Consider the following 23292-nt stretch of genomic DNA (forward strand, 5'->3'; position numbering starts at 1 on the left):
TCTTTTGATGCGGCAATGGTGTTATCAATATCTGAGAAGATATGTTCTCACAGGTAGGGCTGGGTCAACCGGGAAGGGCGTCGATGACGGACTGCCAACGTAGGCCGCGGGTGATTCTCTGGGGTCCCGGTCAAGTCGGGGTCGGTGCTTTGCGCGCGCTGATCGCGCATCCGGGGTTGGACCTCGTGGGCGTCGTCGTGCACGCCAAGGCCAAAGAGGGCAAGGATGCGGGCGATCTGTGCGGGATGCCGGCGACCGGCGTCGTCGCCACCCGTGACGTTGATGCCGCACTGGCTCTCGACGCGGACGTGGTCGCCTACTTCGCGTCGGGGGACTACCGCTATCAGGAGGCGGCGCAGGACGTCGCCCGCTGCCTGCGCGCAGGGAAGAACGTCGTATGCACCTCCTTGGTACCGATGTGTTATCCACCCGCCGCCGACAAGGAGACCGTTGATCTCATTGCGGCGGCGTGCGAGGAGGGCGGTACGAGTTTCTTCAACAGTGGCGTTGATCCCGGCTGGGCCAACGATGTCATCGCGTTGACGATGACGGGATTCAGCAGCCGTGTCGACACCATCACCATGCTCGAGATACTCGATTACGGTCCCATCGACCAACCCGACATCATGTTCGACTTCATGGGATTCGGCCACCCGCCAGATTATCCGGCGCCGTTGTTCGACACCGCGCGCCTGGCAGCGTTGTGGGCCCCGATCGTACGCTTAGTGGCCGACGGCGTCGGCTTGCCGCTCGATCGTGTCGACACCACCATCGAAAAGTGGTTGGCCACAGAGCGTTACGAAGTGGCGTCAGGGTGGGTTGAGCCCGGCACGATGGGCGGAATGCGTTTCAAGCTCGCCGGAATCCTCGACGGTGAGGAGCGGGTGGTGCTGGAGCACATCACCCGGATGGGCGAAGGGTCGGCTCCCGAGTGGCCGCGGCATCCGTCGCCCCATGGTGGTTACCGCGTCATCGTCGACGGTCTACCCACGTACACGGTTGACGTTGAAATGCACGGACGGGGGAACAATATGCGGGGTTTGACGTATGCGACGGTGATGCGGGAACTCAACGCGATCCCGGCGGTCATCGCAGCGCCGCCGGGTGTCCTGTCGACGCTGGATCTACCGCTTATCACCGGCCCGGTCCGCGGCGGGACTTGGCGGGGCGTGCTGCCCGCGACGGCGAAATCATGAGCGAACAAGTTGTCCCGCGGACCTCGGCGGACCTGTGGGAGGTCATGCACACCGCGTCGAGCGTTCGGCGCTACCGCGACGAACCCGTCTCCGACGAGGTCATCGAATCATGTCTCCGCGCGGCGAGCTGGGCTCCGTCCGGTGGCAATCAGCAGCCATGGAAGTTCGTCGTCCTGCGATCGGCGAGTTTGCGCGGCGTGATCACGGCCGCGGCCCACAAGACATGGGACGTGATGACCGAGTTCTACTCGATCTCGCTGCCCGACAACGACGCTGACGACCCGAAATCGCGCGTACTGCGAACCATGGCGGAACACATGAGAGTTGGTGGCGCAGTGCCTGTGCTGGTGCTGTTCTGCGTTCAGCCGCAACGAGGAACCACCGAACTACAGCAGGGCGGTTCGATCTTTCCCGCGGTCCAGAACTTCCTCCTGGCCGCGCGCGCGCAAGGACTCGGCGCGGCGATCACCCTGTGGCACGGGTCCTGCGAGGACGAGCTGCGGTCGATGGTCGGAATTCCTGACGACTGGAAGATCGCGACCCTGCTGACGGTGGGCTGGCCGCGCGGCCGGCACCACCCCGTGCGCCGCAAGCCGCTATCCGAGGTGGCGACGATCGATCGCTGGGACTCGCCCTGGCGGACCGGGTAAGTGACACACGCATGGGCCTCTGCGACTACGCCACTTACACGAAACCCGCTGTGATACTTCATCCTTCTGGGGTGACGGTGAGTTTCGGCCAGCTCGAGGCCAGCGCGAATCGCCTGGCCCATTATTTGCGCCGACAAGGTCTCGTCACGGGGGACACGGTCGCCGCCGTGATGGAGAACAACGAGCACATTCATGCGGTGATGTGGGCCGCGAGAAGAAGCGGTCTGTACTACACCTTGATCAATACACACCTGAGCGCGGCCGAAATCTCTCACATTGTGAATGACAGCGGAGCGAAGGCGATCATTTCGTCAGTGGCGATGCGGGCTGTGTGCCGACAGCTGCCGCAATCACTCCCGGGTGGATTGCCATCGGTGGCGCTTGTCGCCGACGGTGAACTCGAAGGGTGGCGACGCTACCCGGACTGCGTGGCCGCGATGCCAGCGACACCCGTTGCGGTCGAATGCGACGGGCAGCTTCTCCAGTATTCGGCCGGAAGCACTGGACTTCCAAACGGGATCCGCCGCCCATTGAAGGCCGCTAGCTCTGCTGGGACGCGACTGTCGACCCCCGTCTTCGAAGCACTCGGTGTGACAAGCGAATCCGTCTACATGAGTCCGGCGCCGACGTATCACACCGCACCGGCGATGTGGACGATGGCTGCCCAGGCCATTGGCGCAACCACTGTCATGATGGAAGCGTTCGATGCCGAGGGCGCGCTGGACTGCATCGAGCGGTACGGCGTCACCCATGCGCAATTCGTCCCGACGATGTTCGTCAGGATGCTCCGGCTGCCCAGGGCGACGCGAATGCGGTTCGACCTGTCGACCCTTCAGCGTGTGGTTCATGCCGCCGCGCCGTGTCCGCCCGAGATCAAGCGGCAGATGATCGATTGGTGGGGTCCGATCGTCGATGAGTACTACGGCTCCTCGGAAGGAGCGGGTATCTCATTCATCCGCGCCGAAGACTGGTTGCGCCACCCTGGTTCGGTTGGCAGGCCAATGCTGGGAGTCCCGCACATCCTCGGCGAGGACGGCAAAGAGTTGGCAGCGGGACAGGTCGGCGACATCTACTATGACGGCGGCTATCCGTTCGAGTACCTCAATGATGCGGAGAAGACCGCGGCGGCACGCAACTCCACGGGCTGGGTGACCGTGGGCGACGTTGGCTACCTGGACGACGACGGCTACCTCTATCTCACTGACCGTCGTCATCACATGATCATCTCGGGAGGCGTCAACATCTACCCGCAGGAAACCGAGAATGCCTTGGTGTGTCATCCGCTGGTGGTCGACGCCGCAGTGTTCGGCGTACCGGACGAGGTGATGGGGCAGTCGGTCACTGCTGTTGTTCAGCTAGTCGATCCGGCGCGGGCTACGCCGCAGCTCGCCGACGAGTTGACCGGGTGGCTGCGAAATCGACTGGCGAGTTACAAGTGCCCGCGATCGCTGTTCTTCGAACCGCGATTGCCGCGCAGCGATGCCGGCAAGTTGTACAAACAGGACCTGATCAAGAAGTACTCGCGGCGTTGACGTCAGCGCGACGTTGACCTCGGCGGGTATCGAGGCGGTTGCGGTTCTGGGCAGCTTCACCGAGTATTGGCTGGCCGAAGCGATAACTCGGTACGTGGGCGTATCTGCGTCACGTCCCATCGCGGCGGCGATGTCACGGTGGGCACGCCCGACCGCACCCACGAAAACATGCATCGGACCGGGCTCTGGTCGCGGAGGCAGAATTTCGTTTGCTTGGATTGTCGCCAGTGAACCCTCACGATGGACTTTCGCAGCTAGATGAGGAGCTCTCATGACCTATCGCCGTCTTGCTTGGGCGCTCTGCGCGGTGATGGCGGCGGCCATCATTCCCGTCGAGGCCCATGGCGAGCCGCCGACGAAGTGTCTGACCAACACCCCCAAGGGCAAGCAGGTCTACGTGCCCTGCGATCTGCTCAACGCGGGCGCCAACTTCCCACCCGGGCAGCGTTGTCCTCCACCGCTCGAGCAGTACCCGAAAGATGTGGCGGACTGGTGCGGCGAAGGTCCAGGCCTTGCGAGCACTACGCCCACGACTCCGACGGCCCCCACGACTCCGACGAGTCCTACGAGTCCGACGACCCCACCGAGTTCGCGGACTCCGACGACCCCACCGAGTTCGAGGACCACTCCGACGACCCCGACGACTCCGACGAGTCCCGCGACCTCAACGAGTCCTGCGAGCCCGCCGGCCTCGAACAATTCGGGGTGAACCGCTGGAGGTTTGTCCTTCGAGGAGGACTTTCTTTGCGGCGACGGGTCTTGACGCCAATTCACTAAGGCGCATCAGCTGAAGCGGACGTTCAACGTCGCCAAACCGAAGATCTTTCGGCCACCGGACTTCGCCCCGACCAGGACGACTCCGGTGCGTGTCGCCGGGTCCAGCGACTTGACCTTGCCGCTGAACTCGATATCGCAGCCTTCTTTGGCCGACACGATCGCGGGCGCCGAGAGTCGTACCGCGTAACGGGTGACGGCACCGGGGTCGCCTGTCCATGTGGAGGCGAATCCGGCACCCAGCCCCATGGTGAGCATTCCGTGGGCGATCACGTCGGGCAGGCCGGCCAGCTTGGCGATCTCCTCGTCCCAATGGATCGGGTTGGCGTCGCCCGCCACGCCGGCATAGTTCACCAGGTCGCCGCGAGACAGTCGGGTGTGGTGCACCGGTAGCTCGTCGCCAACCTGCACGCCATCGAAGGACGGCGTCCCGGGCGTGCGACTGCCGTGCTCGGCGATCCGGATTTCGCCCTCGGGGCGCACCGTCTTCTCATACGCGTCATCGGCATCACCGACCGCGGTCAGGTCCACGTCATGCATCATGATGTTCGGCACCGCCAACTTGATCGCCGGATCGACATCCTCGGCGGTGACTCCGACGACGGTGGTGTGCAGGGTGTGCACCCGCTCGCCGGCGGCGTCGGTGAAAGTGTTGGTCACGGTGATCAGGTCCCGACCGGCGATCCTGCGCACCGAGGTCAGTTCGACGTCGATATGCAGTTCGTCGCCGGCCACGATCGGGCGGTGCTGCTCGAACAACTCTTCGGTTTGCATGTAGGTGTCGTAGCCGACCACAACCTGTTCGAACATGCGGCGATTGCAGGTCATGCCCGGCGTCGACGTGAACGTCAGCGGCGCCACCAGGTCCGGATAGCCCAGCTCAGCGGCGGCGTCGACGTCCCAATGCGCGGGGTGATAGTCCTGCACCGCGCGGGCGTACTCGCGTAACTTCTCGCGGCCGACCAGGTAGGTGCCGTCCATCTTGTAGTAGTGGCCGACCCGCGATTCGAGCGCCGACGCTTCTGCTGTGGTCATCAATTGCCCAACTTTTCTATCGGCCCGTTCGGTGAGGCCGACCAGAGCACAGTAACGCGCATCGCGCCGTGGATGACGTCCGCGGATTCCCGACGACACCGCCGTGTCGAAACCTATGCTGCCCGCATGACCGAGTTCCGTGCGTCGTCCCCGCCGGATCTTCCCGGCATCCCCTCGGCCGAGGGTTCCTTGCCCGGACCGGATCAGTTGGTCGGCCGACCGCGCGCGCTGGCCGTGGATCTACTCGGCGAATTGCACGGGCCGCTGTTCTACGCCGACTTCAACGGCGGCTTCAGGAAGCTCTACGCGTGTTCGCTGGAGCTCGTCACCGAGCTTTGCGACGAAAGCCGGTTCGCCAAGAACCTGACGGCAACCCTTGCCCGAGTCAGGCCGTTGGCCGGTGACGGCCTGTTCACCGCCTACCACGGCGAACCGAACTGGCAGCGCGCTCACGATGTTCTGTTACCCGGTTTCAGTTACGCGGGCCTGCGCGCCTACCACGCGGCGATGCTGGACATCAACTGCACAATGATCGACCGGTGGGACGCCAGCGCAGGGGTCGGGCCGGTGGATGTGTCGGCCGACTTGCAGAAGTTGGCCATGGACACCGTGGCGCTCGCCGGGTTCGGTTCGCGCTTCGAATCTTTCGACTGCCCCGGCCTGGCTCCGATCCCACAGAGCTTCACAACGGCGCTGGGGGAGTTGACATCTGACACTCCGACGCCGGTGTTCAAGAAAGAATTGGCCACCTTGCACTCGTTCATCGACGGACTGATAGCCGAGCACCAGTCCGGTGACCGTGAGTGTGACGACCTGTTGGCGTTGATGCTGCAGCAGGATGCGAACGGCAAACCCGTACTGGAAACGGAGAACATCCGCAATCAGATCATGACCTTCCTGATCGCGGGGCAGCTCACCACATCGGAACTGATGCCCAACACGCTGTACAACATCGTCAGCGATCCGACGGTGCTGCACCGGGTGCAGGCCGAGGTGGACACCGTGTTCGGAGCAGAAGACGGCTACTTGCCCAGCTACGACGACATCGGCAAGCTGACCTATCTGCGGCAGGTCATCGAGGAAACCCTGCGTCTTTCGCCACCCGTATTGCATTTCGATCGAATGGCTCTGGAAGACACTGTGATCGGTGGCAAGTATCCCATCAAGCGCGGCGAGGCTGTCACGGTGCTCACCGGCGCATTGCACCGCCAGCCCGGCTGGGGTGACAATGTCGAACTCTTCGACCCCAGCCGCTTCGCTCCCGAACGCTCGGCGGCTCGGCCGGCTGCGTTGTTCAAACCCTTCGGATCCGGTGCAAGATCATGCATCGGCCGGCAGTTCGCACTGCATGAGGCGGCCATGGCGGTGGCCCGGCTCATACATCGCTATCGCCTCATCGATACCTATCACTATGTGCCGCAATGGGAAACTCCCACCAGTCGCCGGCCGGTGGGGTTCCGGCTCGACCTGCTGCGGCGCACGCCGCAGGACCGCAATACCCACACGCTCGACGCCCAGCCGGATGGCGCACACGGCGAATCGCAAAGTCTCGCAACGGCGATGATGGCCGGCATCCGGCTGGCGGTCCTTTACGGTTCCAACCTCGGTACCTGCCGTGCGCTGGCTCGCCAATTCGCCGACGACGCCACGGCTTTAGGCTGCACGGCGACAGCGGCCTCTCTCGACGATGCCGTTGGTGGCTTTCCCGAAGCCGAGGCAGTCGTGATCATCGCGTCCTCCTACAACGGGCAGCCGACCGATGACGCGCGCGCCTTCCTCACCTGGCTGCTCGACGCGAGTACCACGCTGAATCCGGCACCCAATGTCGCGGTTCTCGGTGTGGGTGACCATAATTGGGCGGACACCTACCAGGCGGTCCCGCAGCGCATCGACGAGCGCCTCGGCGAGCTGAAGGCCAACCAACTGGTCCCGCGGGCGGCGGCCGACACCTCGGGGGACATGGTCGGCACGATCGAGGAGTTCGCGGCGGCGCTGTGGTCATCGTTGGCCGAACGCTTCGGCGACCCCGACGCCGCACCGGTCACGGATGCGGCCGAACCACTTTACGAGTTGCGCCGGATCGTCGGGCCGGTGACGGCGGCGCTGGACGCACGGTCGTCGGTGATCCCGATGACCGTCGTCGAGAACACCCAACTGGTCAGCCCCGGGCTGGGTCAAGCCAAAACCAATGTCCGCGTTGAGCTTCCGGGCGGCGTCGACTACCAAACGGGCGACCACCTAACGGTGATGGCCGACAACCCACCCGAGGTGGTCGACGCGGTTTTGACACAGCTCGGCATCGACCCTGGACTGCGGCTAGCGATCAATCCTCGGCGCAGCTCTCGGCGCCTCATCGCGCTCGACCGAGAGGTCAGCGCACGCGAACTGCTCACGCACTTCGTCGAATTGCGGAAACCGGTGACCAGCAGTCAATTACGTAGACTCGCCGCGGCCAACAACAGTCCCGCGGAGCGCCAGCGGCTCACTGGACTGGCCGAGGCCCCGGATGGCTGCCCGCTGAGCGTGCTGGAGTGCCTCGACGAGTACCCGGCGTGCGTTCTCACCGGTGCCGAGCTGCTTGAGCTGCTGGATCCCATGGTGCCCAGACACTATTCGATCGCATCGTCGTCGACGCTGTCACCGCGCACGGTGGGACTGGTCGTCAGTGTGCTCGATGCGCCGGCCCGTTCGGGTCACGGTCTGTTCAAAGGTGTCGCGTCCAACTACCTCGCGACAATCCAACCCGGACAGGTGATCCGGGCGCGGGTGGACCCGGCTCGCCAGGCGTTTCGGGCCGGTGCCGATCCGGCGAAGAACGTGATTCTGGTCAGCGCCGGTACGGGCGTCGCTCCGTTCCTCGGTTTTCTCGGTGACCGGCTGGCCGCGCGGGGCGCAGGCGCGCCGGTGGAGCCGGCGCTCTGCTTCTTCGGGGTGCGTGACCCAGAAGTCGATTACATCTTTCGAGACCGGTTCGAACAGGCCGAAGCCATCGGTATCGTGCGGATGCGCCCGGCGTTCTCCCGCGCGCCGCAGAACGGGGTCCGCTACGTGCAGGACCGGATCGCCGCGGACGCCGACGAGGTGTGGGACCTGTTGAGCGACCCGGCCAAGGACACCCACGTCTACGTGTGCGGCGACGGCGCGCGGATGGCGCCTGGGGTGCGCGGTTCCTTCCTCGACATCTATCGGCAACGGACGGGGGCCACCGACGATGAGGCCCGCGCCTGGTTGAACGGACTTATCGAATCCGACCACTACGTCGAGGATGTGTGGGCAGGGTAGGTCAGTTGCCGGCCTCGATCGACGCGACCCGTGCGGCCGCGTCGGGCCCGCAGAAGCGCTGGAGGTCCACCCCGCCCGCGCCGAGAAGGTCGTCGACGCGGCGCTTGAGGTCGCCCGAGGAAAGGTGGGCGTACAGGTTTCGACCAGGGCAAGAGGTTTGGGCCAGGTCTCGATGGCCCGCCAGCGTGGTGGTCGAAACGTGAAAAGTCTGGGCGGCCCATGCGAATGCGCGAGCTGCGCCCTGGAGCTGGGCCTCCGGCACGGCCTCTTGATCGAAGTCTCCTTCGCAGAGCACCAGGAAATGGCCCGTGGTGTCGTAGTCGGTCGCGGTATCGCCCGCGATCTCGGTGCTCCGCAGTTCGTAGATGTTGCCGTTACGGTCGACGCCGACGTGATAGGCGATGTCGATCCACCCGTGCTGGTCCTGGTGGTATCGCTGGTCCTGGCGGAGATGGCTTGGGGCGTTGCGGTTGTCGCCGAGGACGACGGCCTCGTGGTGAAGGGTCATTCGGGTGATGGTGTGGCGCTTGCCTCCGGAGCGGGCCGGTCGGGCGCCCCAGGCGTCCCGGCATAGCAACAGCGTCGAAGTCGTAGCGGTCAGGCTTGCGTTGATCGTGGGGGCCGGGGGAGGAGGTGGCGTTGCACCGGTTTCCGACACCGCATTCGAGCAGCCGCCGACGAGGGACGCCGCCCCGGCGCTACCGGCCAGCATTAGCAGCTGACGACGGCTGACGGGCGCTGGCCGGCCGCACGCTGGCTCACACACGATCCTCACCATACGGGCGTGACGCCGGCCCGCGGGACGTCTTGATTCATGTCCCACCCAGCGCGTGGCGCACGCGTCCGCGCGCCCGGTCGAGCCTGGCGGCGGCCTCGGCCGCGTCGACGCCCGCGAGCAGGGCGACGATCGCGGTCTTGGCGTGACCGCCCGCGCCGGCGAGCGCGGCGGTAGCGGTCCGCTCGTCGACGCCGGCCGCATCGCGGACGATCCGCACCGCTCGGCGGCGCACCTTCGCATTGGTCGCGCGCACGTCGACCATTCGGGCTCCATAGGCCTTGCCGAGCGCGATCATCACGCTCGTCGAGAGCGCATTGAGCACGACCTTCTGCGCCGTCCCCGCGGTGAGCCGCGTTGACCCGGCGAGCACCTCGGGCCCGGTCAGCAGCTCGATCACCACATCGGCAGACGCCTCGCTTCTCGGGTTGTTGACTAGCGCGACGGTCAACGCGCCCGCCGCCCGCGCGTACTCCAGCGCTCCGAGCACGTACGGTGTGCGGCCCGACGCCGTAATCCCGACGAGCGCGTCGGCAGCGGTGAGATCCGTGAGATCGGTGGGGTCGAACGCATCCTCCGCGCCCTCGATCGCCTCGGTCAAAGCCGTTGGCCCGCCGGCGATCACACCGCGTACCAGGTCGGTGCCGAACGTCGGCCCGCACTCGGCCGCGTCGAGCACGCCGAGCCGACCGGGCGTCCCCGCGCCGGCGTAGATCAGGCGGCCACCGCGTTCGAGCCGCGCGGCAATCGCCTCGGCCGCCGCCGCGATCCGCGGTACAGCCGCCGCAACCGCGCCGTGCGCCTCGCCTTCGGCGGCGACAAGCAGCGCGACGACCTCCGCGATGGGCCGCGCGTCGAGGTCGTCCAGGCCCGGCCGCACGGCCTCGGTGGCGAGCGCGTCGAGGCCGTGCGTCGCACCGGCGGTCTGCATCCGAATGACATGCGGCTCATGGATCGGTCCCAGCCGCAGCGCGCCATCGAGCGCATCGCCGGCGGCACGGATGAGGTCGAGTCGCTCGCGCAGCGCCTCGACCTCCGCCAGTCCGCCGACCATCGCCACCGGGCCATCCCCGGCCGCGCGGGCGGTTGCGGCGAGTGCCTTGGCCGCGGCGCCGATGATCGCCAGCGTCGCGGCGTCGCCTTTCGCGGCGAGGACGTCGGGCGCGAAGGACGCGAGGGCGGCGGCGTCGGTGAGCTGCGCGGGCCAGGTCTCCGGCGCGCCGAAGCGGGCGCGGGCGGCGTCGAGCAGAACGGTGGATGGCCCGCGGCCGTCGTGGCCCCGCAGCGCCGCGCGCAGCCCGGCGGCGCCGATCCACGTGCCACCACCCTCGTCACCCAGCCACGGACCCCAGCCGTCGGCGGTGCGCAGCGCGCCGTCCGCATCGATGGCGAGCGCCACGACGCCGGTGCCCGCGATCAGCACGACGCCCGGCTCGCCATTCAGTGCGCCCGCATGCGCAATCACCGCGTCACTCGTCACCGCAACGCACTGCGCCCTAAACGATTTCAGCAGCGCGTCGCCCAGTGCGCGCGCCGCATCGGGTGCCGCCAGCGCCCCCGCGGCGCCCACGACCACCTCATCGACGGAGCCGAAATCTCGCGCGACGGCCACAATCGCCGCCTCCGCGGCGCGCACGCCACCGGGCATCGCGAGCCCCGGCGCGCCCGCACCCTCGACCCTCCGGCCGCCTGCCGCTGCCCGACAGGACGTCTTGCCGAGGTCGATGGCGAGGATCATCGCAGCTTCTGTGCGAATTCGATGATGTTGCCGTCCGGATCGGCGATGTGCAGCGTGCGTTCCCGCCATGGTCGATCCACTGGCCCCGTGAGGATCTCGACGCCGAGCCCGCTCAGCCGTTCTGCTTCCGCATCGACGTCATCGATCAGGAAGCCGATCTCACCGCAGGGCGCGTTGCCGCCCTCGCGACCGATGAGCTCGGGCAGCTTCGAGCGTTCGAAAAGCGAGAACTTCGTATTCTCCATGTCGAACTCGACGTAGCCGTCGCCCTTGATGCGCACCCGAAGCCCGAGGACGTCGCGGTAGAACGCCACCGAGCGGCTGAGCGATTCGACATAGTGAATGACGTAGTCCACACGACGCATGCAATGCACCGTATCGGTTTTCGCCGTGAGCCCGAGGAAGTTCAGCGACCGGTAAATGTCGGGGTGCGGCGCTGGGCCGCCGCCGTCACGCCCTCGCGGAAATCCGCGGTCGACTGGAGTCGCGTTTGTTCCTCGAGTTCGTGGGCGGTGGCGGCTGCGACGGCCTCGGCGAGTCCGGCGCGCATCGTCGCACGGATGCTCGTGAGCGCCAGGGGAGCCGAAGCGGCGATACGCTCGGCGTACCGAATCGCCGCCGGCCGAACATCGCCGTCGGCGGCCAGCTCGTCGAATAGTCCTGCCGCATAACCGATTTCACCTCCGAAACGCTCACCGGTGAGCATCCATTCCAGCGCCTTTTGCTGGCCGACGACACGAGGCAACGTGGCGGTGATACCGAAGCCGGGATGAAAACCAAGCCGGCTGAAGTTGGCCGCGAATTTCGAGGAGGGTGCGGCCACTCGGAAGTCTGCGCTGAGAGCAAGCCCAAGCCCACCGCCGATCGCGGCGCCCTGCACCGCCGCGACAACCGGCTTGCGGGCGCGGAACAACCGGATGGCCTGCGCGTAGAGCTCACCCGGTGACGAGCGATTCTCGGCCGGCTGGGAGAAATCGGCGCCCGCGCAAAAGTGTTTTCCCTCCGCGCACAACACAATCGCCCGGCATTCGACATCGTCGTCCAGTCGCTCGTAGGCGTCGGCGATGCCCGTGATCAAGGCGGTGTCGAAGGAGTTGTTCGGGGGCCGATGGATCTCCACCATGGCCACGTGGCCGACGGATTCGACGGTGACATCAGTCATAGCTGTTCCAACAGGTCGCGCACCGCGGCGTTGAACGTCTCGGGCTGGTCCATGTTCGCCGCATGCCCCGCGTTGTCGATGACCAGCTTGCGGGAATTGGCGATCTTGCGGTGCATGTAGTCGGCCGGGGCCAGGAAGTCGGTGTCTTGGGCGCCGACGACCACCAACGTGGGCACCGTGATGCGCTCGAGCGACGCGATGACCCGGGCGTCCTTTTGGGCCATCACGCCGCGGGCAGCGAGCGGCAGGCCCTCGGGATGCGCATGCAACGCCTGCGCGACTTCCGCCGACGCGTCGGCGCGCTCTTCACCGCGCTCGAGTTCTCGAGCGCGGCGCTCCACCCACGCGTTCCACTTGTCGCGCGCTTCGTCGTTGCGATAACCCGGCCCCGTGTCGACCAGCACCAGCGCGGCCACCCGCTGCGGGTGGACGAGGTGGAAAGCCAGGGATAGGTAGCCGCCCAAGGACATTCCGCCGAGTACGGCGCGATCGGCACCCGCGGCATCGAGAACGGCCGCCATGTCGGCGACGCTGATCTGCTCGGTGTAGCGCGTGATGTCCTCGGGCGCGTCGCTGCTGCCATGACCGCGCTGGTCCCAGACGATCACCGGTCGGTCGACGCTCAAAACATCGATATTCGGATTCCACATGCCCGCGGTGGCGCCGAAACCGTGGGTGAGCAAGAGCGGCAAGCCTCGTGCGTCCGGGTTGTGCACCTGATAGGCCAGTGTCACCCCGTCCGGGCGCTGCAGCCGGTTCACGACACCACCTCCGAGCCTGACTGGATGGCTGGGTACAGGGCGTCGGGGCCGCCGGCGACCAAGGCCGCGCCGAGTCGGTCGGCCCAGCGGTGATGCCCTCCGGCTTCATCTCGCCATGCCCAGAGCCGACGGGTCAGATAGTGCAACGGATACTCCTTCGTCATGCCGATAGCGCCATGCGTCTGGTGGGCGGCCGCCGTCACCAATTGAGCGGCCCGGTCGGCAAGCATTTTGGCGCAAGCGATCTCGAATCCGCCCCGGCCGAGTTCGACCGCTTCGACCGCACCGTCGAGGGCCGACGCGACCACCGCGGCCTGCTGGTGGATGGTGACCAAATGGGCTTGAACGGCTTGGAATCGACCGATGGGGCGGCCGAATTGCTCACGTTCGCCGCTGTAGCGCAGTGTCATTGCGGCGACGGCACTTATCGCGCCGGCCATCAGCGCGGCACGGCCCAGCGCGCTGCGCTCCCAGAGCGATTGGTCGTTGACCCCGTCCGGTGCGTCGGCACGCGCGGTTACCCGGACACCGTCGAAAATCACTGTGTCACGCGGCTCTTCGGCGAGGTTGACGCCGCGGCTGACGGCCGGTCCGCCTGATGAGGCCGCCGGTCCGGGCGCGAGCACCACGACGCCGTCGACGAGTCCGATGAGATGCTCGGCGCGGTGACCCCATGCGACCGCCGGCGCCGTACCGAACAGGCGGCCACCGTCGAGGCTTAGCGTCGCGGCGGGTAGCAGTACCGTCCGAACACCCTCGGGGAGCGCGAGACCCGCAGACGCCAATAGCCAACCGCCGACCAGCCCGGCTTCGGCCAGGGGCACCGGTGCCGCGTGCGCTCCCGCGGCGCGCAACAGTTGGATCGCGTCGGCAACGCTTCCCCCGGCTCCGCCCAGCTCCTCTGGAACCGGGACATCACTGAACCCGTTCTGCCGCAATGTGTTCCATAGCTGTGGCGCCCAGCCGGTGGCGTCGGCGTCGCCGACGTCCTCCCAACGGCTGTGTGCGGCAAACAGCTTGTCGGCGGCGCTATACAGCTCGTTGTCGCTCATGACAGCCCTTTGAAGGCGACGGAGCGCAGCACCTCGGTGGTGCCGCCCCGGATGGTGAATGACGGCGCGTCGAGCGCGGCGCGACGCAACAATCGCTCGAACAATGACGGTTCCGGCTCCAGCCCGCACACGAGCTCGCGATCCAACAACTCCCGCAGCGCGCGCACGACGTCTTGTTCGAACCGGGTGCCCATCTCCTTGATGAGCGCCGCCTCGGCCGCGGGGGTGTCGCCGGCATCGATCGCGCGGGCCACCGTCAGCGAGAGTCGGCGTAACACCCAGTATTGGGCCGCGAGCTCGCCGATCAGCCGGCTCCCTTCGCGACTGGCCGCGAGGTCCGGGTGTTCGCGGACGAACTCCTGAACGACAAGGAAGGTCGAGATCCAGCGGTCGGGGCCACTGCGCTCAAAGGCCAACTCGTCGGCGTTCTGTGCCCAGCCCTGCCCGATTTCGCCGATCACCATCTCATCGGAAACCAGCACCCCGTCCAGGAGTACTTCGGCGAAGTGGTCGGTGCTGCCATTCAGGAAGGGGATCGGCTTGACCGTCACGCCGGGGCTTCGCATATCGATCAGGAATCGGCTGAGCCCCGCATGCCGTTCGCCGTCGCCGGTGCGGCACAGCGCGATCATGAAGTCGGCGCGCATGGCATTGCTTGTCCACACCTTCACGCCCGAAACTCGCCAGCCATCACCGTCGCGCACGCCCTTCGTGCGGACCGACGCGAGGTCGCTGCCGGCATCGGGCTCGCTCATGCCGATGCAGAAACACAACTCGCCGCGGCAGATTCGCGGTAACAGCCACCGCTTCTGTTCCTCGGTGCCGTAACGAAGGAGCACCTGGGCGATCTGTCGGTCGGCCACCCAGTGATGCCCGACGGGCGCGCCCCAGCGCAGCAGTTCTTCGACGACGACGAAGCGGTCGACGGCGGTGGCGTCGTGGCCGCCATAGCGCGCCGGGACCGCCATGCCGATCCAGCCACGCTCGCCCAATGCGGCGGAGAACCGCGGATTCACCTCGGCGCTCATGCCAAGTCCAGGCTCGAACGTCCCCCAGGGCAGCTTCTCGGCCAGGAACGCCCGAACCTGTTCCCGCAATTTCAGTTCTGCGGCGGTGAGCGCGGCAGGCGAGGTGACCATACGTGGAGGCTAACCACCCTCTGTGAAGCGAGGGAAGGTGCCGCCAGGCAGGCGTAAGGTTCGGCCATGAACGTCGCGGGCGGCGCGCCGGACATCCACTATGCCAAGAGTGGTGGCCTGAACATCGCGTACTCGGTCACCGGAGAGGGACCCGACCTCGTCGTCGCGCCCGGCTTCATCTCGCACCTCGACATCATGTGTGAGGAGCCGTCGGTCGTCCACTTCTATTCGCGCCTCGCGTCTTTTCGTCGCGTCGTCACCTTCGACAAGCGGGGCACTGGCCTGTCGGATCCGGTCATGCACGCGCCGACATTGGAAGAGTCCGTCGACGATCTGCGCGCCGTCATGGACGCGGCCGGCTGTGAACGCGCCGACCTGGTGGGCGTTTCGGAGGGCGGCACGATGGCGATGCTGACCGCGGCAGGCCATCCCGATCGCGTGAATGCGCTTGCCCTCTATGGCACGTTCTCTCGCCTGCTCGAAGGAACTGACTACCCGCTCGGCGTCACCGAGGAGCAGCTGTCGTCGTTGGTCGAGGTGAGTGCCAAGGGCTGGGGTGAGGGCGTCGGATTGGGTGCATGGGCTCCCAGCCGGCGGAACGACGCCGATTTCCGGCGGTGGTGGGCGCGGCTGCAACGCGTGGCCGCCAGCCCCGGAATGGTCCGCAACATCTTCGCGCTCTATCCGCAACTGGACATCCGCGACGTGCTGCCCACCATTCAGGCGCCGACGCTCGTGCTCCACCGGCGCGACGACCGGATGGTGAAACTTGAGATGGGCCGCTATCTCGCCGACCGCATTCGCGGGGCGAAGTTCGTCGAGCTCCATGGCGCCGACCACCTCTTCTTTACGGGCGACGCCGATGCCCTGCTCGACGAGATAGAGGAGTTCCTCACCGGCGTCCGGCCGCAGCCTGCGGTCGAGCGGGTCCTGGCCACGGTGTTGTTCACCGACATCGTCGACTCCACGAAGCGAGCGGTCGAGCTCGGCGACCAGCGATGGAAGGAGCTGCTCGGCAGGCATGACGCCCAGGTACGGCGCCAGCTCGCACGTTTTCAGGGTCGCGAGGTCAACACGACTGGCGACGGCTTCCTCGCCCGGTTCGACGGGCCGGCCCGGGCGATCCGGTGTGCCGCGGCGATCCGCGATGTGCTGCGCAGCCTCGGCCTCGAGGTGCGGGCGGGCGTACACACCGGCGAGGTGGAGTTACGCGACGACGACATCAGCGGCATCGCCGTCCACATCGCCGCGCGCGTGGCAGCGGCGGCCGGTGCGGGCGAGGTGCTCGTCTCGCGAATCGTCGTCGATCTGGTCGCCGGGTCGGGTCTTGGCTTCACCGCTCGCGGCGCGCACGCCCTCAAGGGCGTGGCGGGCGAGTGGGCGCTGTTCGCTGTCGAAGGTTGACGGCTAGGGGTAATCCACGCGCTCAGTTCTCCGCGGACTGATCCGTCCGGGAATCCCAAATCGCCTGTGTGTCAATCCCGATCGAGGGGTGGTGGATTTCCTGGAGGTTCCGTCCACCCCTACCGAAGGTGGCGACGACGGCGGCCGGCACATCGTGCTCCAGGATCGGCGTGGACAGCCACTCGCAGGGTCGTATGTGCACCAGATCCACCGCCGCAGCGGTCTCGTCGGCGTCGTAGACGTAGGGCCCGGAGATGCGGCCCAGCCAGAACCACCCGCTGGTGTCGCGGGTCCACACAAACGAACCTTCGTCGAGCTCGGCGAATCGGGCGACCCGACGGGCAAGTCGCTCCTCTTCGCCCGAACTGCTCACAAGTCGACCGAATCCGCACACGCCGAGCCGGCGAGCGCGATCGATGGCGGCTTGCGGCTCGACGGCATCATTGCGCGAACGCATCGGCGCGCGGTAGACGGCGACCATAAGAGACATCGTGCCTGGGCGCTGCAGCCGGACCGACGCGGCCCTTTCCCGCACATCGCGATCGGCGACGTTTTAATCTCCCGACATGGATCGCATCTGGCAGTGGGCGTGGGATCGGTACGGGGCGCGGTATTACTGGTGGGCGTTATGCGCGGCAGCGTATCTCGTCTCGCTTCCCGTCTACGCCGTGTTCGTATCGTTGCCGATCGTCGCTGCGGAGAAGCAAGGGCGATATGTAGACGCGGCCGCCGTCACCGTTGTCGCGGTGCTGTTACTCGTGTGCATCATGGTCTCTCCTGGTCGCCAATGGATCCGCTACGTGGGGCAGTGGGCAGCCGGTCGCGAGATCGATCGAGCGGCCGCACTCGAGGAGACCTACCGCTACAGCCGCAAATCGTCCGCCCTGACGGTCTGGGCTACCGGCGTATGGGCCGCCGCGTTGTCGGTCGTCGTCGGCGCCATCGCTGGAGCGTCGTGGACCCGGTTGGTGCAATACGGGATCCGCGGCGCCGTCATCGGAATAGCGGTGCAGCTGATCGCTTTTCACAGCATCCTGGAGGCGATGCAGCGTCCGGTCAGGATCGCCCTTGCCGACGGGACGGGAATTGGGGACTCGCTGCCGCGCTCGCGCCCGAGTTTTGCCACGCGGTCGAACGTGTCCATGCTTGCAGCGGCGTTTGCCTACGCCGTTGCGGGGGCTATGTGCGCGACGGTGCTTGCCCCGGTCAGCGATGCACCGATCCTGTCCGCCGCGATCGGCTGTGCGTTGACAGTGGTTTTCGCGGTGCCGGTCACGGTCGGTATCGGGTTTTCACACTCCCTGCAACCCATTCGCGACCTCGCCAAAGGCGCCGAACGCGTTGCGGCAGGGGACTATGGTCAACGCTTGCCGGTCGTCCAGGACGACGACCTAGGCGCCCTGGCCGCATCATTCAATCGCATGCAGACGGGTTTGGCTGAGCGGCAACGGCTTCAGGGCGCGTTCGGCACCTACGTCGACCCGGTGCTCGCCGCGCGGTTGCTACAGCAGGGCGACGACGTCTTCACCGGAGAGCGGCGCGAGGTGACCGTGATGTTCGTCGACATCCGTGACTTCACCCCGTTCGCCGAGGCGAACAGTGCCGAGGACACCGTCACGCGGCTCAACGCGCTGTTTGAAATCGTGGTGCCAGCCGTCGTCGACGCCGGTGGGCACGTCAACAAGTTCCTCGGCGATGGCGCTCTGGCGGTGTTCGGCGCCCCCAACGATCTCGCCAATCATGCCGATGCCGCGGTTACCGCGGCGGTGCTGATCCAGCGACTCGTGGCCCAGCGATTCGGCGATGAGCTTCGCATCGGCATCGGCGTCGATACCGGAAAGGTGATCGCCGGCACCATCGGTGGCGGAAGCAAGCTCGAGTTCACCCTGATCGGCGACGCAGTCAACGTCGCGGCCCGCGTCGAGCAACTCACCAAGATCACCGGCGACGCCATCCTTCTCACCGGTTCGTGCGTGGAAGCGCTGACATCTCGGCCGCCTGGACTCCTGAATCGGGGAGCGCACGCGTTGAAGGGAAAGTCGGCCGAGGTGCAGGTCTTCACTCTCGGTTTAGCGGCAACCACGGTGACCTGACTCGCGCGGCTCCCGTGCGGTCCTACCCTCTCGGGGCCAGAACCACGACGGGGATGGGTCGCGACGTCTTCTTCTGGTATTCGTTATAGCGGTTTTGATTGTTCTTGTTGACGATCTGCCACAGCCGCTGATAGTCGGGATCGCCGGACAGCACCGGCCGCGCTGTGACGGCGAAACGCCTTGGGCCGACGTTGATCTCGACGTCAGGATTGGCTTTCAAGTTGTGATACCAGCCGGGAGCCTGGGGCGCACCGCCCTTGGACGCGACGACCAGGTAGTTGTCACCGTCGCGGGCGTAGGACAGCGACGTCGTGCGTTGTTTGCCGGTTTTCGCCCCGACGGTATGCAGCAGCAGACTCGGTATCCACAGTGTGCGGTGGCCGATCCACCCGTTCGTCTTCTGATAGACCGTGTCGTGTACCCGTAACACCTGCGAAAAGACCGTTTCCACCAAACTCATGGCTACCAGTCTCACTCAGCGGCGGCGGCCTTCGCCAGTCCCTTCCGCGAGGCCCTTCGGGCTACTGGTGATGCGGTGGTCGCTCGTCAAGTAGCCGGCGCTCGTCTGACGCCTCGCGCACCTGCTCCTCGTCGCCGAACCTTTCCACGTCCTCGGGCGTGACATGCACCCGCTTCGGTCGCGGCGCGGCCGGCGGCTCGTGGGGTTCACGGGGCATGAGGTGATTGTCTCTTATCTCGGGCGAACTTCAGCCCTTTACCCGGGCGATGGACTCGACAGCCAGCGCACGGCGTGGTCAAAGGAGGTGAAGGGCGCGAGCGCCCGCGACGAATTATCATTCGGAACACGATGCCGACGAGCGGAAGGGATGGTTCGTGGCCGATAGCTTCAAGGTCGATCCGGTCGCACTGCACCTCGGCAGTAACCACATGTTCAACGCGATTGGTGATGCTGCTCTGGACTTCATCGCCCATGAGGATCGGCTGGCCGAGGCCGCGCCGGGCTGGATCGGATCTTCGGAGCTCGCATTGGGTGAGTTGACGGCACGGTGGGAGGTCCGCCACGACCAGCACAATGAGCGGGTGGACGCGCTTGGGTCCCACGTCGCCGAGGCGATGCTCTGGTATCTCACCAACGAGCGTCAATCGCAACGAGCCTTTACATCGGTGCAGGAGTAGGGGTTTCGAGTGGGGCAGTTGACCCCATCTGATGTCAAGCGTTGGGATCTCGACGCGATTCACAGGGTATTCGAGACGGCCAATGGGCGCGCAAATACCTTGCAGCAGTTGGGGGACAACCTCCAGCAGATCCACAACGTTCTCATCAACTGGCAGGGGCAGGCCGGAGAAGCGTTTCGCACCGACTTGGGCAAGGCTCGCCGCGACATCGATGCGGACGGCCAGGAGTCCAAGCAGGTAGCCGCGGCGGTATCGCGCGCCGAGGAGGACGTTAGTGCGTGCAAGCGCGAGCTCGATGACATTCAGCGGGTCGCTGATGCGAACGGCTGGACCATAACGCCGGACTGGCGAATCGACGTGGGCGACACGTGGGTCGGCCGTGACTCCCTGGACTTCGCTGCCCAGCAACAGGTGTTGCAGGACAAGCTGATTGCGTTGAAGGTGCATGCGGACAGCGCCGATCACGAGCTTGCCACCGCCATCCGCAGTGCCGTCGGGGAAGGCCCGTTGAGTGCCAACGGGTCTTTGCCTGCAGGTCGCCCGGCGCCCCAAAGCGCGCCGAAGCCTGCCGCCGAGGGTCAGCCGCGGTCGTTGCAAGACATGCTTTTTCCGGCGGGCGCCGCAGATCCCGCGTCCGGTGATGGCCCACCCTCACACGCGCCGGCTCCGGCTGGCGGCGTCGGCGGCAATCCCCCCGTGCCGCAAGGCCCCTCGTTTCCCACCGGCAAGCAGGTGGTAAGTGGCCAAGGTGATCAGCTCACACCCGGAAGCCTGGCCGACCTGTTGGGCGGGGTGCAAGGACCGGTGGTCCCTGGCACACCGCCGCCTGCGCTGAAACCCGCTGACGTGGAGAGCTTCAAGGCGATGGCACGCCAAACCATGATCCGCGACGGCGTGCCGCCAGATCAGATCGAGGCGCGTTTGAATGACGTGGTTGGGCGTACTCAGCAGTGGCTCGATAACGGTATGCCCAATTACGTTCCTCCCGAGCCGCAGCGCCCGCCACCGCCCGGATTCGGTGAAGGATTCAGTGACAGATGGTTTGCTACCGACCAGGCGATCAAAAACCTTGTCGGACAAGGAGGACCCGGGGCTCCAAGCGTCCTCAAATCATGGGAGCAGATGCTCAAGAACACGATCGAGACGGCGCCGAACCCGGCTGTCGCGGCGATCGGAGAAGTCAAGAACGCCCTTGACTCACCGAGCCCGGCCTATTATCTCGGCGGCAAGGCCGCCGACGGCGCATTCGCTCTGCCTGGGCTGATTTTCGGTGGCGAGGGAGCGGTCGTTGAAGCGGGACTGCCTGCAGAGACTGTCACGGAAGGCGGCGCACCCTTAGCGGTTGTGCGCGGTTGGGACCCCACGGGCGGAATGACGGAGCACGACTTCGCATCGCAGTTCGGTACCCCAGGGTCGCGGAATTACCCGCTCAACGATGGCTTTCCGCCAGGACATGTACCCCAGCCGGCGCATTTGCCTGAAGGCGCGATAATCGATCGATTTGGGTCCGAGCATGGTCGCTATCTCGCACCCGATGGCACTCCTTTTGCGGATCGCGCCTTGGCGCCAGAGTCGGTGGGAGGGGATTACAACCGCTACATGGTGACCGGAAAACCACTGCCTCCGGGCTGGCAAGTCGTAGAAGGGCCAGTGCAACCGTATTATGGCCAGACCCCGTCGCCGGGCTCACTTCAATACATGATCTTGGGTCCAGACGGCGAGACACCGTCCGTCTGGGAATTAGTGAGATTAGGCATATTGGATGAATATGACCGCGCCTTGGACGATAAGTCCGCGGAGCTTCAGTCTGAGATAGACCGATTGTCGGAAAAGCTCGGAGTTCGTACTATGCCGGTCGGGCTTCGAACAAACGACGGACTGAATATCTATGTGGTCGACGATGACGCGTATCACTTCACTTTCTACGAGCGCGGAAAACTCGGTTTCGACCGGGTCGGCACACTTGATGACCTTCTTTACTGGTACGTCGGAGGGGTGGTTACCGGCCAAGCCGCCAAACGAGTGGGAGATAGAGCAGAGCGCTTCAAATATGAATATCAGGTGCTAAGTCACTTCAATGTTGATTGGGCTAAGAGGAATGTTCGAGAGACAGCGGCACTATTTCGTCGTAACGGCCAACCCGAGGACATCGCCTTACTCCCCGACATTGGCGAAGCGCTATGACAGTAACTCGCGTAGCGCGTAGGCGCGGGCCGGAATGCGGGCGATTCAGCACCGTCCCCAGCCGTTTCGCCGCCACATCGCAGCGAATGTTCCAACTGCAGCCGACGCAACCGGGACTTACACGTCGTTCTCGGTAATCCACGTGGTGGTGAAGCGCACCAGCTCGGGGATGCCGTTGGCCAAGTCGGACCCGATGGATTTCTCGAGTTTGCCGCCGAGCAGAGGGATTTTCACCTCCACACGCAGGGCAGAGCGCATTTGGCAGCCACCGTCGTCCGTCGGCGCCAGCCAGCTCTCCACGTGACCAGACCCCAATCCGCCGGACGCCAAGACGCTGACCTCCCCGCGCACGCGCCGGTCGGCTTGCGGTCGCCATGTCTCGGTGTGCACGATTTTCAGGTCGCCTTTGATGAGCTTGGACACCAGGCCGGGTAACAGTTGACGGCCGAAATGCTGGCTAATCTGGGCTGTCACCGTGCCGTCGGCATCAACCACCAGCGAGTCGAGCGTGATGTTGGTGGCATCGGCGATGCGGGCCCGCCAATAGTCCTCGCGACCGAACGCGGCATGGATCTGTTCGACACTGGCGGGTGACTCGGTCGAGACGTCGAATGAGCGCGACATATCCATGCATCCTTGCAGAGTTCCGGTTCAGGGCCGCTCGAAATGCTGATAATCGATCGGGGCCGTCCAGTGACCGCCCCACCGCCACCCGCGGTCCGTGAAGACGCGCACGGCGGCGTCCCCGTCGTGCAGCAGTCCTGGGTCTCGCCGGCTGCGGTCCAGGTAACGCGCGGCGTTTTGCGGCTGGAAGGTGCCGGTGGCATAGACGCAGGGGTTGAGACGCGGATTAAGGTCGATAGCCCGGCCATAGGCGTGTTGAGACCAGTGATCGCTTCCGGGGATGCCCCGGCAGTTGAACGCCGACGTGTTGTCGTCTTGCATGGAGAGCTCATCGTTCGCGGACGGGTAGTGGTCGACGGTACGCATCTTCTCGATGGGAAATCCGAGTCGGTAGAGCTGAGCGAAGACGGTAATGACCTCCGGCGCCAAGTCCTGATGCACGATCAGTTCGCCGTGGTGCGCCCGTCCGTCGAAACCGATGTGGTCGACCTCGACGCGTCGTAGCTGCGCGGGGTCTACCGGGCAGTCCGGCCGCCAGCTCGCCCCGAGCTCCCCGGCGGTGACCGGCCGAATGTTGCTAGCGGAAGCGGGCGCCGACGTCCCGGCCGCCGACGACGCGGCGGACGACGGCCTGGACGCGGGGGGCTTCGGCACGCCGGTGCATTGCGTCAAGGAGACGATGGCCGCCATCGTGCCCGCCAGCACGGCAACTGATTGCCTGCCGGACGTCAACGGGGATGAGTCCTCACCGCTC

22 protein-coding genes and 2 pseudogenes are annotated in these 23292 nt (G+C 65.8%); 10 read left to right on the forward strand and 14 right to left on the reverse strand.

The window, feature by feature from the left end:
* Window positions 1–110: 110 nt before the first annotated feature.
* The 4 genes from AC5Y30_RS17850 to AC5Y30_RS17865 all read left to right on the forward strand — a co-directional run bounded on the left by AC5Y30_RS17850 (window position 111) and on the right by AC5Y30_RS17865 (window position 4155).
* Window positions 111–1196, forward strand: coding sequence for an NAD(P)H-dependent amine dehydrogenase family protein (locus AC5Y30_RS17850; RefSeq protein WP_499920001.1), 1086 nt, complete (start codon window positions 111–113; stop codon window positions 1194–1196).
* Window positions 1193–1846 (forward strand): nitroreductase family protein, encoded by a 654-nt coding sequence (locus AC5Y30_RS17855; RefSeq protein WP_499920002.1) that lies wholly within the window; start codon window positions 1193–1195, stop codon window positions 1844–1846. Before AC5Y30_RS17850 ends, AC5Y30_RS17855 begins: the two co-directional genes overlap by 4 nt.
* A gap of 11 nt (window positions 1847–1857) precedes the next feature.
* Entirely contained in the window at window positions 1858–3378 is a 1521-nt protein-coding gene (fadD4, locus tag AC5Y30_RS17860; protein WP_499920003.1) for a fatty-acid--CoA ligase FadD4, read from the forward strand.
* A gap of 492 nt (window positions 3379–3870) precedes the next feature.
* The gene (locus tag AC5Y30_RS17865; RefSeq protein ID WP_499920004.1) at window positions 3871–4155 is read left to right on the forward strand and encodes a hypothetical protein; all 285 of its coding nucleotides are present in this window, start codon (window positions 3871–3873) and stop codon (window positions 4153–4155) included.
* Window positions 4156–4161: 6 nt separating this feature from the next.
* Here the strand turns inward: AC5Y30_RS17865 and AC5Y30_RS17870 are convergent, their stop codons facing one another.
* A complete protein-coding gene (locus tag AC5Y30_RS17870; protein ID WP_499920005.1) occupies window positions 4162–5187 on the reverse strand; it encodes a fused (3R)-hydroxyacyl-ACP dehydratase subunits HadA/HadB in 1026 nt (341 codons plus the stop codon).
* A gap of 126 nt (window positions 5188–5313) precedes the next feature.
* Here AC5Y30_RS17870 and AC5Y30_RS17875 point away from each other — a divergent pair, with 126 nt between their 5' ends.
* Complete coding sequence (locus AC5Y30_RS17875) at window positions 5314–8469, forward strand: bifunctional cytochrome P450/NADPH--P450 reductase (RefSeq protein ID WP_499920006.1); 3156 nt, start codon at window positions 5314–5316, stop codon at window positions 8467–8469.
* A 1-nt stretch (window position 8470) separates the two neighbouring features.
* Here AC5Y30_RS17875 and AC5Y30_RS17880 read toward each other — a convergent pair whose 3' ends face one another.
* From AC5Y30_RS17880 to AC5Y30_RS17915, 8 genes and pseudogenes are all read right to left on the reverse strand, one after another.
* On the reverse strand, window positions 8471–9046 hold the full coding sequence (locus AC5Y30_RS17880) for an N-acetylmuramoyl-L-alanine amidase (RefSeq protein ID WP_499920215.1): 576 nt from the start codon (window positions 9044–9046) through the stop codon (window positions 8471–8473).
* 235 nt (window positions 9047–9281) lie between these two features.
* Window positions 9282–10175 (reverse strand): N-acetylmuramic acid 6-phosphate etherase, encoded by an 894-nt coding sequence (gene murQ, locus AC5Y30_RS17885; RefSeq protein ID WP_499920216.1) that lies wholly within the window; start codon window positions 10173–10175, stop codon window positions 9282–9284.
* Between the two features lie 126 nt (window positions 10176–10301).
* Window positions 10302–11051, reverse strand: a pseudogene (locus AC5Y30_RS17890) (BadF/BadG/BcrA/BcrD ATPase family protein); the annotation flags it as partial.
* Window positions 10979–11347, reverse strand: a complete 369-nt coding sequence (locus tag AC5Y30_RS17895) for a VOC family protein (RefSeq protein ID WP_499920007.1) — start codon at window positions 11345–11347, stop codon at window positions 10979–10981. The pseudogene AC5Y30_RS17890 and the gene AC5Y30_RS17895, both read right to left, overlap by 73 nt.
* 41 nt (window positions 11348–11388) lie before the next feature.
* Window positions 11389–12144 carry an enoyl-CoA hydratase/isomerase family protein gene (locus AC5Y30_RS17900; protein ID WP_499920008.1) on the reverse strand — a complete coding sequence of 252 codons (756 nt, stop codon included), beginning with the start codon at window positions 12142–12144 and terminating at the stop codon, window positions 11389–11391.
* Window positions 12141–12905, reverse strand: a complete 765-nt coding sequence (locus AC5Y30_RS17905) for an alpha/beta fold hydrolase (protein ID WP_499920009.1) — start codon at window positions 12903–12905, stop codon at window positions 12141–12143. Before AC5Y30_RS17905 ends, AC5Y30_RS17900 begins: the two co-directional genes overlap by 4 nt.
* Complete coding sequence (locus AC5Y30_RS17910; RefSeq protein ID WP_499920010.1) at window positions 12902–13957, reverse strand: acyl-CoA dehydrogenase family protein; 1056 nt, start codon at window positions 13955–13957, stop codon at window positions 12902–12904. The genes AC5Y30_RS17905 and AC5Y30_RS17910 overlap by 4 nt, the downstream gene beginning before the upstream one ends.
* Complete coding sequence (locus AC5Y30_RS17915) at window positions 13954–15096, reverse strand: acyl-CoA dehydrogenase family protein (RefSeq protein ID WP_499920011.1); 1143 nt, start codon at window positions 15094–15096, stop codon at window positions 13954–13956. Before AC5Y30_RS17915 ends, AC5Y30_RS17910 begins: the two co-directional genes overlap by 4 nt.
* Window positions 15097–15162: 66 nt before the next feature.
* Here AC5Y30_RS17915 and AC5Y30_RS17920 point away from each other — a divergent pair, with 66 nt between their 5' ends.
* On the forward strand, window positions 15163–16500 hold the full coding sequence (locus tag AC5Y30_RS17920; RefSeq protein ID WP_499920012.1) for an adenylate/guanylate cyclase domain-containing protein: 1338 nt from the start codon (window positions 15163–15165) through the stop codon (window positions 16498–16500).
* Window positions 16501–16522: 22 nt separating this feature from the next.
* On the opposite strand, the gene AC5Y30_RS17925 is transcribed toward AC5Y30_RS17920, so the two are convergent.
* A complete protein-coding gene (locus tag AC5Y30_RS17925; RefSeq protein WP_499920013.1) occupies window positions 16523–16981 on the reverse strand; it encodes a GAF domain-containing protein in 459 nt (152 codons plus the stop codon).
* 85 nt (window positions 16982–17066) lie between these two features.
* Here AC5Y30_RS17925 and AC5Y30_RS17930 point away from each other — a divergent pair, with 85 nt between their 5' ends.
* On the forward strand, window positions 17067–18593 hold the full coding sequence (locus AC5Y30_RS17930) for an adenylate/guanylate cyclase domain-containing protein (RefSeq protein ID WP_499920014.1): 1527 nt from the start codon (window positions 17067–17069) through the stop codon (window positions 18591–18593).
* Window positions 18594–18615: 22 nt separating this feature from the next.
* On the opposite strand, the gene AC5Y30_RS17935 is transcribed toward AC5Y30_RS17930, so the two are convergent.
* Both AC5Y30_RS17935 and AC5Y30_RS17940 read right to left on the reverse strand, forming a co-directional pair.
* Window positions 18616–19053: a nitroreductase family deazaflavin-dependent oxidoreductase gene (locus tag AC5Y30_RS17935; RefSeq protein ID WP_499920015.1), complete on the reverse strand. Its 438-nt coding sequence runs from the start codon at window positions 19051–19053 to the stop codon at window positions 18616–18618.
* 61 nt (window positions 19054–19114) lie between these two features.
* Window positions 19115–19270, reverse strand: coding sequence for a hypothetical protein (locus tag AC5Y30_RS17940; RefSeq protein WP_499920016.1), 156 nt, complete (start codon window positions 19268–19270; stop codon window positions 19115–19117).
* Between the two features lie 157 nt (window positions 19271–19427).
* On the opposite strand from AC5Y30_RS17940, the gene AC5Y30_RS17945 reads away from it, so the two are divergent.
* The 3 genes and pseudogenes from AC5Y30_RS17945 (at window position 19428) to AC5Y30_RS17955 (ending at window position 21914) form a co-directional block, all read left to right on the forward strand.
* Window positions 19428–19730 (forward strand): RNA 2'-phosphotransferase, encoded by a 303-nt coding sequence (locus AC5Y30_RS17945; RefSeq protein ID WP_499920017.1) that lies wholly within the window; start codon window positions 19428–19430, stop codon window positions 19728–19730.
* A gap of 1371 nt (window positions 19731–21101) precedes the next feature.
* Window positions 21102–21485: pseudogene (locus AC5Y30_RS17950) on the forward strand (TNT domain-containing protein); the annotation flags it as partial.
* Between the two features lie 93 nt (window positions 21486–21578).
* On the forward strand, window positions 21579–21914 hold the full coding sequence (locus AC5Y30_RS17955) for an Imm63 family immunity protein (protein ID WP_499920217.1): 336 nt from the start codon (window positions 21579–21581) through the stop codon (window positions 21912–21914).
* A 117-nt stretch (window positions 21915–22031) separates the two neighbouring features.
* Here AC5Y30_RS17955 and AC5Y30_RS17960 read toward each other — a convergent pair whose 3' ends face one another.
* Window positions 22032–22538, reverse strand: coding sequence for a DUF2505 domain-containing protein (locus tag AC5Y30_RS17960; protein ID WP_499920018.1), 507 nt, complete (start codon window positions 22536–22538; stop codon window positions 22032–22034).
* A 27-nt stretch (window positions 22539–22565) separates the two neighbouring features.
* The gene (locus AC5Y30_RS17965; protein ID WP_499920218.1) at window positions 22566–23228 is read right to left on the reverse strand and encodes a M15 family metallopeptidase; all 663 of its coding nucleotides are present in this window, start codon (window positions 23226–23228) and stop codon (window positions 22566–22568) included.
* Window positions 23229–23292 lie beyond the last annotated feature (64 nt).

The sequence above is a fragment of the Mycobacterium sp. NGS27 genome (genome assembly GCF_059813005.1).

What these genes read in the sequence shown, in the direction of transcription:
- AC5Y30_RS17900 (WP_499920008.1), bottom strand. Translation starts at nt 12,144, where the DNA reads ATGACTGATGTCACCGTCGAATCCGTCGGCCACGTGGCCATGGTGGAG.
- AC5Y30_RS17895 (WP_499920007.1), bottom strand. Translation starts at nt 11,347, where the DNA reads ATGCGTCGTGTGGACTACGTCATTCACTATGTCGAATCGCTCAGCCGC.
- AC5Y30_RS17960 (WP_499920018.1), bottom strand. Translation starts at nt 22,538, where the DNA reads ATGTCGCGCTCATTCGACGTCTCGACCGAGTCACCCGCCAGTGTCGAA.
- AC5Y30_RS17940 (WP_499920016.1), bottom strand. Translation starts at nt 19,270, where the DNA reads ATGCCCCGTGAACCCCACGAGCCGCCGGCCGCGCCGCGACCGAAGCGG.
- AC5Y30_RS17935 (WP_499920015.1), bottom strand. Translation starts at nt 19,053, where the DNA reads ATGAGTTTGGTGGAAACGGTCTTTTCGCAGGTGTTACGGGTACACGAC.
- AC5Y30_RS17875 (WP_499920006.1), top strand. Translation starts at nt 5,314, where the DNA reads ATGACCGAGTTCCGTGCGTCGTCCCCGCCGGATCTTCCCGGCATCCCC.
- AC5Y30_RS17955 (WP_499920217.1), top strand. Translation starts at nt 21,579, where the DNA reads ATGCCGGTCGGGCTTCGAACAAACGACGGACTGAATATCTATGTGGTC.
- AC5Y30_RS17965 (WP_499920218.1), bottom strand. Translation starts at nt 23,228, where the DNA reads ATGGCGGCCATCGTCTCCTTGACGCAATGCACCGGCGTGCCGAAGCCC.
- AC5Y30_RS17855 (WP_499920002.1), top strand. Translation starts at nt 1,193, where the DNA reads ATGAGCGAACAAGTTGTCCCGCGGACCTCGGCGGACCTGTGGGAGGTC.
- fadD4 (WP_499920003.1), top strand. Translation starts at nt 1,858, where the DNA reads ATGGGCCTCTGCGACTACGCCACTTACACGAAACCCGCTGTGATACTT.
- AC5Y30_RS17930 (WP_499920014.1), top strand. Translation starts at nt 17,067, where the DNA reads ATGGATCGCATCTGGCAGTGGGCGTGGGATCGGTACGGGGCGCGGTAT.
- AC5Y30_RS17910 (WP_499920010.1), bottom strand. Translation starts at nt 13,957, where the DNA reads ATGAGCGACAACGAGCTGTATAGCGCCGCCGACAAGCTGTTTGCCGCA.
- AC5Y30_RS17925 (WP_499920013.1), bottom strand. Translation starts at nt 16,981, where the DNA reads ATGGTCGCCGTCTACCGCGCGCCGATGCGTTCGCGCAATGATGCCGTC.
- AC5Y30_RS17920 (WP_499920012.1), top strand. Translation starts at nt 15,163, where the DNA reads ATGAACGTCGCGGGCGGCGCGCCGGACATCCACTATGCCAAGAGTGGT.
- AC5Y30_RS17915 (WP_499920011.1), bottom strand. Translation starts at nt 15,096, where the DNA reads ATGGTCACCTCGCCTGCCGCGCTCACCGCCGCAGAACTGAAATTGCGG.
- AC5Y30_RS17870 (WP_499920005.1), bottom strand. Translation starts at nt 5,187, where the DNA reads ATGACCACAGCAGAAGCGTCGGCGCTCGAATCGCGGGTCGGCCACTAC.
- murQ (WP_499920216.1), bottom strand. Translation starts at nt 10,175, where the DNA reads ATGCAGACCGCCGGTGCGACGCACGGCCTCGACGCGCTCGCCACCGAG.